The organism is Pseudomonas sp. CC11G, assembly GCF_056174845.1.
Map to the genome: position 1 here is coordinate 24288 of NZ_JBWBZC010000040.1, position 8587 is coordinate 32874.

At 59.6% G+C, this 8587-nt stretch carries 10 protein-coding genes and 1 pseudogene; 7 read left to right on the forward strand and 4 right to left on the reverse strand.

Features of this window, described 5'->3' with window-relative positions:
- Positions 1–15 precede the first annotated feature (15 nt).
- The 4 genes from ruvX to gshB form a co-directional block, all read right to left on the reverse strand.
- The gene (gene ruvX / locus AC0V2S_RS26270) at positions 16–453 is read right to left on the reverse strand and encodes a Holliday junction resolvase RuvX (RefSeq protein ID WP_475512292.1); all 438 of its coding nucleotides are present in this window, start codon (positions 451–453) and stop codon (positions 16–18) included.
- A complete protein-coding gene (locus AC0V2S_RS26275) occupies positions 450–1019 on the reverse strand; it encodes a YqgE/AlgH family protein (protein WP_475512281.1) in 570 nt (189 codons plus the stop codon). Before AC0V2S_RS26275 ends, ruvX begins: the two co-directional genes overlap by 4 nt.
- 81 nt (positions 1020–1100) lie before the next feature.
- A complete protein-coding gene (locus tag AC0V2S_RS26280) occupies positions 1101–1994 on the reverse strand; it encodes an energy transducer TonB (RefSeq protein WP_475512282.1) in 894 nt (297 codons plus the stop codon).
- Between the two features lie 176 nt (positions 1995–2170).
- Positions 2171–3124 (reverse strand): glutathione synthase, encoded by a 954-nt coding sequence (gene gshB / locus AC0V2S_RS26285; protein WP_475512283.1) that lies wholly within the window; start codon positions 3122–3124, stop codon positions 2171–2173.
- A gap of 245 nt (positions 3125–3369) precedes the next feature.
- Here gshB and pilG point away from each other — a divergent pair, with 245 nt between their 5' ends.
- From pilG to AC0V2S_RS26320, 7 genes and pseudogenes are all read left to right on the forward strand, one after another.
- Positions 3370–3777, forward strand: coding sequence for a twitching motility response regulator PilG (gene pilG / locus AC0V2S_RS26290; RefSeq protein WP_108094981.1), 408 nt, complete (start codon positions 3370–3372; stop codon positions 3775–3777).
- 45 nt (positions 3778–3822) lie between these two features.
- A complete protein-coding gene (gene pilH / locus AC0V2S_RS26295; RefSeq protein ID WP_108094980.1) occupies positions 3823–4188 on the forward strand; it encodes a twitching motility response regulator PilH in 366 nt (121 codons plus the stop codon).
- Between the two features lie 41 nt (positions 4189–4229).
- Positions 4230–4766, forward strand: a complete 537-nt coding sequence (locus AC0V2S_RS26300; protein ID WP_475512284.1) for a chemotaxis protein CheW — start codon at positions 4230–4232, stop codon at positions 4764–4766.
- 82 nt (positions 4767–4848) lie between these two features.
- On the forward strand, positions 4849–6897 hold the full coding sequence (locus AC0V2S_RS26305) for a methyl-accepting chemotaxis protein (RefSeq protein ID WP_475512285.1): 2049 nt from the start codon (positions 4849–4851) through the stop codon (positions 6895–6897).
- A gap of 62 nt (positions 6898–6959) precedes the next feature.
- Positions 6960–7862, forward strand: a pseudogene (locus AC0V2S_RS26310) (CheR family methyltransferase).
- 25 nt (positions 7863–7887) lie between these two features.
- The gene (locus AC0V2S_RS26315; RefSeq protein WP_475512286.1) at positions 7888–8277 is read left to right on the forward strand and encodes an Hpt domain-containing protein; all 390 of its coding nucleotides are present in this window, start codon (positions 7888–7890) and stop codon (positions 8275–8277) included.
- Positions 8278–8404: 127 nt separating this feature from the next.
- Positions 8405–8587: FimL-related protein (locus AC0V2S_RS26320; protein WP_475512287.1), on the forward strand; the 183-nt coding region annotated here is incomplete at its 3' end.

Here is an 8587-nt window from a genome sequence, read left to right on the forward strand (position 1 = left end):
AAAAAACGCAGAGCTTCAGGCGCCGCTGTGTTCGGCCAGCCAGCCTTCAAGCAGCAAGGCGGCGGCGAGGGCATCCACCGGGTTTTCCCGGTAACCGCCACGTTGGCCCTGCTGCAGGCGCTCGCCTTTGGCTTCATAGGTGGTCAGGCGTTCGTCGTGGGTGTGCACGGGCAGGTTGAAGCGTCCGTTAAGACGGCGGGCAAATTTTTCGGCACGTTCGCTCATTTCGCTGGCGCTGCCGTCCATATTCAGCGGCAGACCCACCACGATGGCGTCCGGTTGCCACTCTTTTACCAAGGCTTCGACCTTCTGCCAGTCGGGTACGCCGTTCTGCGCTTTGAGCACGCACAGCTCGCGAGCCTGGCCAGTGATTACCTGGCCGACGGCAACGCCGATCTGCTTGGTGCCGTAGTCGAAACCGAGCAGCAGGCGTAGAGGTTTATCGGCCATCAGGCGTGTCCGGCTTGTGAGGTCAGCAGGCTGAGATTGACACCCAGGCGCGCAGCGGCAGCGGCCAGGCGTTGGTCGAAGGGTAGGTCAAACAGAATGTGGTTGTCGGCGGGGCAGGTGAGCCAGGTGTTGCCGATCAGCTCGTCTTCCAGTTGCCCGGCTTCCCAGCCGGCGTAACCCAGGGCGATCACGTGCTGAAGCGGACCATGGCCGTCGGCGATGGCGAACAGCACGTCTTGCGAGGTGGTGACAGCCAGTTCGCCCAACTCCATGGTGGCCTGGAACTGTGGGCCGGCCGGGTGCAGCACAAAGCCGCGGTCCGTCTGCACCGGGCCACCGGAGAAAATCGGCAGGCTTTGGCAGAGAGCGGGCGGCAAGGTGTCAGGGCGCAGTTGCTCAAGCACGTCGGCGAGGGTGAGGCCGTTGGGGCGGTTGATCACCAGGCCCATGGCGCCGTCTGCGTTGTGTTCGATGAGGAAAGTGACGGTCTGCGCGAAATTCGGATCGGCCATGTGCGGCATGGCAATCAGAAAGTGGTTTTTCAGGTAGCTGGGGTTGGCGTCTTTCATGGCGCGTAGTGTCGCCGCTGGTTGGTGGCCCTGACAAGCCGACCCAGGCAATTGCTGTAGGCCGTTGCCCTCTGGATGACCTTATTTGCTGGAGAGCTTGTCACCGCGCTCGAAGCGCCAGGTGCGGATGATTTCCAGGCGGTCGATGTCCGAGAGGTCACCGGTAAACGGCGCGAACGGCGCCGACAAGCGCACGATGCGCAGCGCCGCCTGGTCCAGCAGTGGCTGCCCGGATGACTCCAGCACCTGCACTTCATACAGGCTGCCGTCGCGGTTGATCGACACCAGAAGACGCAAGCTGCCGTAAATGCGCTGACGGCGGGCTTCGTCGGGGTAGTTCAGGTTGCCGACCCGTTCGACCTTCTTGCGCCATTCGTCTTTGTACCAGGCGCCTTTGTCACGCATGGTCGAGGCCGCGTTCAGGCGGTGAATTTTCGGGCGTTTGGCGTACAGCTGCTGTTCCTGCGCCAATTCCGCTTCAAGGCCGGAGATTTCCGCCGACAACTGCTCGCTGTCGAACGCTGGTGCTTTGCGGGCGTCAGGTTGCGGTTTGGTTTCTTCCTGCTTGACCTGCGTTTTCTGCTGCTTGGGCGCCGTAGTGGCTACGGCTGCTTTGGGCGCTTCCTGCTTGGTCTTCGGTGCAGGCGCGGTGGGCAGGGTGATGCGTTTGACTTCTTTGTCCTGGAACAGCGCCTGCTCGGTGGTTTTCGGCGCGGCTTTTTTATCCAGCGTGCCGCTGCCCTGTTGATTGTCCTGGGCGAGGTAGTCGGCCTCTTTGGGCGCTTCCTTGCTTTTGAACGTGGACAGGGTGATTTCCAGGGTTTTGCTGATCTGGCTGGGCGGCACCAAGGTGAAGGTGACGCCGAGAATCAGGACTGCGTGCAGGACGGCTGCGAGGAACAGGGTAAAGCCCAGCCTATCCGCAGGGCGGACGCCGTAATCAGAAAGTTCTGGCGGAAGGGCGGGTGAGTTCATCGCGCAACGGGGTCGATTTAGGTTGCCGCGCAGTCTGCCGAGGGCTCGGCGAAAAGTCTATGAAGCACTGCGCGGCTTGGTGAAGCACTGGGCATTTCTGCGTTGTGGGTCTCGTGTCGCAGCGGCGCGTGGCTCTGTTCTTCTTTATATAAGAGACAGAGGCACGCGCCTGCGCGTTAACGAGCGTCCAGTTGCGCCGCAATGGCCGCCATCAGTTGCTCGCCAATACCGGTGTTGTAGGCATTGTCGATTTCACGGATGCAGGTCGGGCTGGTGACGTTGATTTCGGTCAGGTAGTCGCCGATGACGTCCAGGCCCACGAACAACAGGCCTTTCTCGCGCAGCGTCGGTCCTACTTGAGCCGCAATCCAGCGATCGCGATCGGTCAGCGGGCGCGCTTCGCCACGACCGCCAGCGGCCAGGTTGCCGCGGGTTTCGCCGGCCGCCGGAATACGTGCAAGGCAGTACGGCACCGGCTCGCCGTTGATCATCAGAATGCGCTTGTCGCCGTCCTTGATCGCCGGCAGGTACGCTTGCGCCATGATCTGCTGCTGGCCGAGGTTGGTCAGGGTTTCGAGAATCACCGACAGATTCGGGTCGCCTTCGCGGTGACGAAAGATCGAGGTGCCGCCCATGCCATCCAAGGGTTTGAGAATGATGTCACGGTGCTCTTTGGCAAACTCCCGCAGAATGTCGGCGCGGCGGCTGACCAGCGTCGGTGGCGTGCAGTGCGGGAATTGCGTGGCGAACAGCTTTTCATTGCAGTCGCGCAGGCTTTGGGGGCGGTTGACGATCAACACCCCGGCTCGCTCGGCTTGCTCCAGCAGGTAAGTGCTGTAGACGAATTCCATATCGAACGGCGGATCCTTGCGCATCAGGATCACGTCCAGTTCGGTCAGCGGGGCGTCGGTTTCGTCGCCCAGCTCGAACCAGTGTTGCGGGTCGGCAAAAACTTTAAGCGGACGCATGCGCGCTTTGGCAACACCTGCAACCTGGTACAGATCGTGCTGTTCCATATAGAACAACGACCAACCACGGGCCTGAGCGGCCAGTAGCATGGCGAGCGAGCTGTCCTTCTTATAGGAAATGCCCGAAATTGGGTCCATGACTATGCCAAGGCGAACGCTCATGGGGTGGATCCTCCGCGAAACGAATGCGACAGTTGAAATGTGTCGCGACTAGACTGTGTGGCGGCAGAGTGGCGCTGGCGACCACTTCGGTCAAGGAAAAACCTTACGCTTCTGGGGCTTATAGATTGCTTCTAGAGAGTGTGCTAAAAAGGCCTACGATTGGGTCGCAGCCCGTAGCTGGTAGGCCTCAGGCGCACTGAAAACGTAGAAAAATAACGACTCATCGAGGCGATGGTAGGACGAACATGGAACAGCATTCCGAAGGATTAAGGGTCATGGTCATCGACGATTCGAAAACGATTCGTCGCACTGCTGAGACCCTGCTGAAAAAAGTGGGTTGCGAAGTGATCACCGCCGTCGATGGTTTCGATGCGTTGGCCAAGATCGCTGACACACACCCCAACATCATTTTTGTCGACATCATGATGCCGCGCTTAGATGGCTATCAGACCTGCGCCCTGATCAAAAATAACAGTGCTTTCAAGTCCACCCCGGTAATCATGCTGTCCTCCAAGGACGGCCTGTTCGATAAGGCCAAGGGCCGTATCGTGGGTTCCGATCAGTACCTCACCAAGCCTTTCAGTAAGGAAGAGCTGCTCGGCGCTATCAAGGCTCACGTCCCTGATTTCACCCCGGTGGAACAAGCATCTTGACGTTCGACCGCTAAGGCGGAGACGCAACTTCCATAGGGAAACACCATGGCTCGAATTCTGATTGTTGATGACTCTCCCACCGAGATGTACAAGCTGACCGCCATGCTCGAAAAGCACGGTCACCAGGTACTCAAGGCGGAAAATGGCGCCGATGGCGTGGCACTGGCCCGTCAGGAAAAACCCGACGCCGTGTTGATGGATATCGTGATGCCGGGCCTCAATGGCTTCCAGGCGACCCGTCAACTCACCAAAGATGCTGATACCAATCACATTCCGGTAATTATCGTCACCACCAAAGACCAAGAAACCGATAAGGTCTGGGGCAAGCGCCAAGGCGCGCGTGACTACCTGACCAAACCGGTGGACGAAGACACGCTGCTGAAAACCTTAAATGCGGTGCTGGCGGGCTAAGCCGCCACCACGCACATAAAAACTAGAAGGTTCAGGCCGACATGTCGGAAGTACAGACCCCCTTTCAGCTTCTCCTCGAGATCGACCAGCGTTGTCGACTGCTGGCTGCCGGCTTGCCGTCGCAGCGGGCCGTGGTGCAGACCTGGAGTGGGATCGGCTTTCGCATGGGCGAGCGGCTGTTCGTAGCACCGATGGGTGAGATCGGCGAAGTGCTGCACGAGCCACGGTTCACGTTGTTGCCCGGCGTCAAAAGCTGGGTCAAGGGCGTGGCCAACGTACGTGGGCGCTTGCTGCCGGTAATGGATATGTGTGGCTACTTCGGCACCGAACTCTCGCCTCTGCGCAAGCAGCGGCGCGTTTTGGTCGTAGACCACCACGATGTTTTCGCTGGCCTGACCGTCGATGAAGTGTTTGGTATGCAGCACTTCCCGGTGGACAGCTTTTCGGAGCAGTTGCCAGCGCTCGAGGCGGCTATTGAGCCCTTCATACATGGGGTTTTTCAACGCGAGCAACCATGGCTAGTGTTCAGCCCTCACGCGCTGGCACAGCATCCGGGCTTTCTCGACGTTGCGTTCTGATTGATTAGGTTGGGTCGGCATTTGCCGGCCCTTTGGCGTTATATGGGAAACGTAGTGCGGTGGGTCCAGGCGGGGCCAAATAATGAAAAAACTGAACGCAGGCAATCTATTGGCTGGAGTGCGTAGTAGCTCGTTGATCGCGGGGCTGTTTATCGTCCTGATCGTTTCGATCGTGTTGCTCTTCGCCAACTTCGCCTACATCAACACCCAGTCGAACTACGACAAGGAATACATCAGCCACTCCGGTGAGCTGCGTGTACTGTCCCAGCGTATTGCGAAGAACGCCACGGAAGCGGCCGCCGGTAAGACAGAGGCGTTCGCCCTGTTGAAAGACGCGCGCAACGACTTCGAAAAGCGCTGGAGCTTCCTGGTCAAGGGTGACAACAGCACTGGCCTGCCGCCCGCGCCTGGCATCGTGAAACCAGAAATGGACGCGGTGCAGCAAGACTGGGACAGCCTGCGTAAAAACGCCGACGCCATTCTCGCCAGCGAACAAACCGTACTGTCCCTGCACCAGGTAGCCGCCACACTGGCCGAAACCATTCCGCAGCTGCAGGTCGAGTACGAAGAAGTGGTCGACATCTTGCTGGAAAGCGGCGCGACCGCTGCTCAGGTATCGGTTGCCCAGCGCCAGTCGCTGTTGGCCGAACGTATCCTCGGCTCGGTGAACAAGGTACTGGCCGGTGACGAAGATTCGGTACAAGCCGCCGACATGTTCGGCCGTGACGCCAGCCTGTTCGGTCGCGTACTCAAGGCGATGATCGAAGGCAACGCCGCCATGAAGATCACCAAGGTCAGCGACCAGGAAGCCCTGGAGCGTCTGTCCGAGATTTCCGAGTTGTTCGAGTTCGTATCCGGTTCGGTAGACGAAATTCTCGAAACCTCGCCAGAACTGTTCCAGGTTCGTGAATCGGCAAGCAGCATCTTCACCGTGTCGCAAACCCTGTTGGACAAAGCGTCCAAGCTGGCCGACGGTTTCGAAAACCTGGTAAGTGCGCGTTCGATGAACACCCTGGCCGGTTACGTGCTGGGTCTGCTGGCGATTGCCTCGATCATCCTGATCGGTCTGGTAATGGTTCAGAGCACCCGTAGCCGACTGGCTGAAACCGCTGAGAAAAACGAACGAAACCAGGCGGCGATTCTGCGACTGCTCGACGAAATTGCCGACCTCGCGGACGGTGACTTGACCGTAGCAGCCACCGTAACCGAAGACTTCACCGGCGCCATCGCTGACTCGATCAACTACTCGATCGACCAGCTGCGCGACCTGGTAGCCACGATCAACCTGACCGCTGTACAGGTGGCCGCCGCCGCCCAGGAAACCCAGGCAACGGCAATGCACCTGGCCGAAGCATCCGAACACCAGGCGCAAGAAATTGCCGGTGCATCGGCGGCGATCAACGAAATGGCCGTTTCCATTGACCAGGTATCGGCGAACGCCTCGGAGTCCTCTGCGGTAGCGGAACGTTCCGTAGCCATCGCCAACAAGGGTAACGAGGTGGTGCACAACACCATCACCGGCATGGATAACATCCGTGAGCAGATCCAGGACACCTCGAAACGTATTAAACGTCTCGGTGAATCGTCCCAGGAGATTGGTGACATCGTTAGCCTGATTAACGACATCGCCGACCAAACGAACATCCTCGCACTGAACGCCGCGATCCAGGCCTCCATGGCCGGTGACGCCGGTCGAGGCTTCGCCGTGGTAGCGGACGAGGTACAACGCCTCGCTGAACGTTCCTCCGCTGCAACCAAGCAGATCGAGGCGCTGGTTAAAACGATTCAGACCGACACCAACGAAGCGGTTATCTCCATGGAGCAAACCACTTCCGAAGTAGTGCGCGGTGCCCGTCTGGCACAGGACGCCGGTGTGGCACTGGAAGAGATTGAAAAGGTATCCAAGACCCTCGCGGCCTTGATTCAGAACATCTCCAACGCCGCCCGCCAGCAAGCGTCCTCCGCTGGCCATATCTCCAACACCATGAACGTGATCCAGGAGATCACCTCGCAGACGTCCTCGGGTACCACCGCTACCGCCAAGAGCATTGGTAACCTGGCCAAGATGGCCAGTGAGATGCGTCGTTCGGTTTCTGGTTTTACCCTGCCAGAAGCAGCGGACCAGGCCTGATCGAGGGGAGCGCGATGACCTGAAAAGGTCATCGCCACTGGGCCATGAGCGAGGGAGACGGCATGCAACCGAGCGGGGCGCCGGGAGGGGCACCGAAAGGGACCCAAAGTGGGTCTTGGACGCTCAAGCCTCTGGTCGATATGACGCCGGCAGAATTCCACGACTGGCAAGCGCTGCTTGAAGAGCGCACCGGCGTGGTAATCAACGAACAGCGCCAGGCCTTTTTGCAGACCAACCTCAGCGCACGCATGCGTGAGCTCGAGGTGCCGGACTATGCCAGCTACTACCGGCAAGTTACCGATGGTCCGCGTGGTGCTGTGGAGTGGTCGACCCTGCTGGACCGCCTGACCGTTCAAGAAACCCGTTTCTTTCGCCATCGCCCTTCGTTTGAAGTGCTTGAGCAATACCTGGCGTTGCGCCTGGCGCGCGCCCAACCCGGCGAACAGCCGTGGGCCTTGTGGAGTGTGGGTTGCTCCAGCGGTGAAGAACCTTACTCCCTGGCGATCAGTGCCTCGGAGGTGTTGCGCGATAGCGGCATGCCCGAACACTTCGGTGTAACCGGCACCGATATCAGCATGAATGCGCTGAGCAAAGCGCGTGAGGCCGAATACGCCGCGCGCAAGTTCGAGCAGATGGATTAGACCTGTGCGAGCGTTACTTCGACGCCAGGACGATGGTCGTTTGAAAAGTAATACCGAGCTTGGCGGCACGCGTGTGCGTGGCCCGGCTCAACGTGCTGGAGTTGGCCAAAGCGCCGATGGCCGGCATGGATGTCATTTTCTCAGTCTGTCAGCTTCTGATCTTTTTCGTCGCTGGCGTCGCCGCGAGATCCTCAACCGCCTGGCTGAACGCCTTGCGCCAGGTGGTCTTTGGTAGTCGGCGTCGGTGAAGTGGTCGGTTGGCAGCACCCGGACCTGGAGCCGGTGGCCGACGAGCGAGTGCTGGCTTTTACCCGAAAGGGGTAGCGTGCAGTTTATGAGTGGAGTGGCTATGGGTGATCGGCACGATTATGTCGCCCTGGAGTGGGTTAAAGGCGAGATCGCAGAAACCCTGAAACAGGCGCGGCAGGCCCTTGAGGCGTTCGTTGAGAACCCCGAGGACTCGACACGCATGCGTTTCTGCCTGACCTATGCGCATCAGGTGCACGGCACTCTGCAAATGGTGGAGTTCTACGGTGCTGCCTTGCTTGCCGAGGAAATGGAGCATCTGGCTCAGGCCCTGATGGAAAACCGCGTGAGCAACCAGGGTGAAGCCCTGGAAGTGCTGATGCAGGCCATTCTGCAACTGCCGGTTTACCTCGACCGTATTCAAACCGCGCGCCGCGACCTGCCCATGGTGGTGTTGCCGCTGTTGAACGACCTGCGTTCGGCCCCGTGGTGAAAAGCTGCTGTCCGAAACCAGCCTTTTCTCCCCCGGACATGACCGTGCGCCAGCCGGCGCTGTCGGCCGATTCCCTGGCACAACTGCGTACCGCCGAACTGCCGGTGCTGCGCGCAAACTGCGCCAAATGCTGCAGATGGCGCTGATCGGCGTTATCCGCAACCAAGACCTGGGCACCAACCTCGGCTATATGGCCCGGTGTTCGCCCGCCTCGAAGTGCTGTGCAAAGACGCGCCGCTCGGTCGCGCTGTGGCAGATCGCTTCGGGCATCGTCGAAGGCCTGTCCAACGGCAGCGTGCTCAATGGCAGC

Bases quoted from the DNA above. Each gene is read 5' to 3' on its own strand.
- AC0V2S_RS26275 (WP_475512281.1), bottom strand. From the start codon at position 1,019: ATGAAAGACGCCAACCCCAGCTACCTGAAAAACCACTTTCTGATTGCC.
- AC0V2S_RS26280 (WP_475512282.1), bottom strand. From the start codon at position 1,994: ATGAACTCACCCGCCCTTCCGCCAGAACTTTCTGATTACGGCGTCCGC.
- gshB (WP_475512283.1), bottom strand. From the start codon at position 3,124: ATGAGCGTTCGCCTTGGCATAGTCATGGACCCAATTTCGGGCATTTCC.
- pilG (WP_108094981.1), top strand. From the start codon at position 3,370: ATGGAACAGCATTCCGAAGGATTAAGGGTCATGGTCATCGACGATTCG.
- pilH (WP_108094980.1), top strand. From the start codon at position 3,823: ATGGCTCGAATTCTGATTGTTGATGACTCTCCCACCGAGATGTACAAG.
- AC0V2S_RS26300 (WP_475512284.1), top strand. From the start codon at position 4,230: ATGTCGGAAGTACAGACCCCCTTTCAGCTTCTCCTCGAGATCGACCAG.
- AC0V2S_RS26305 (WP_475512285.1), top strand. From the start codon at position 4,849: ATGAAAAAACTGAACGCAGGCAATCTATTGGCTGGAGTGCGTAGTAGC.
- AC0V2S_RS26315 (WP_475512286.1), top strand. From the start codon at position 7,888: ATGGGTGATCGGCACGATTATGTCGCCCTGGAGTGGGTTAAAGGCGAG.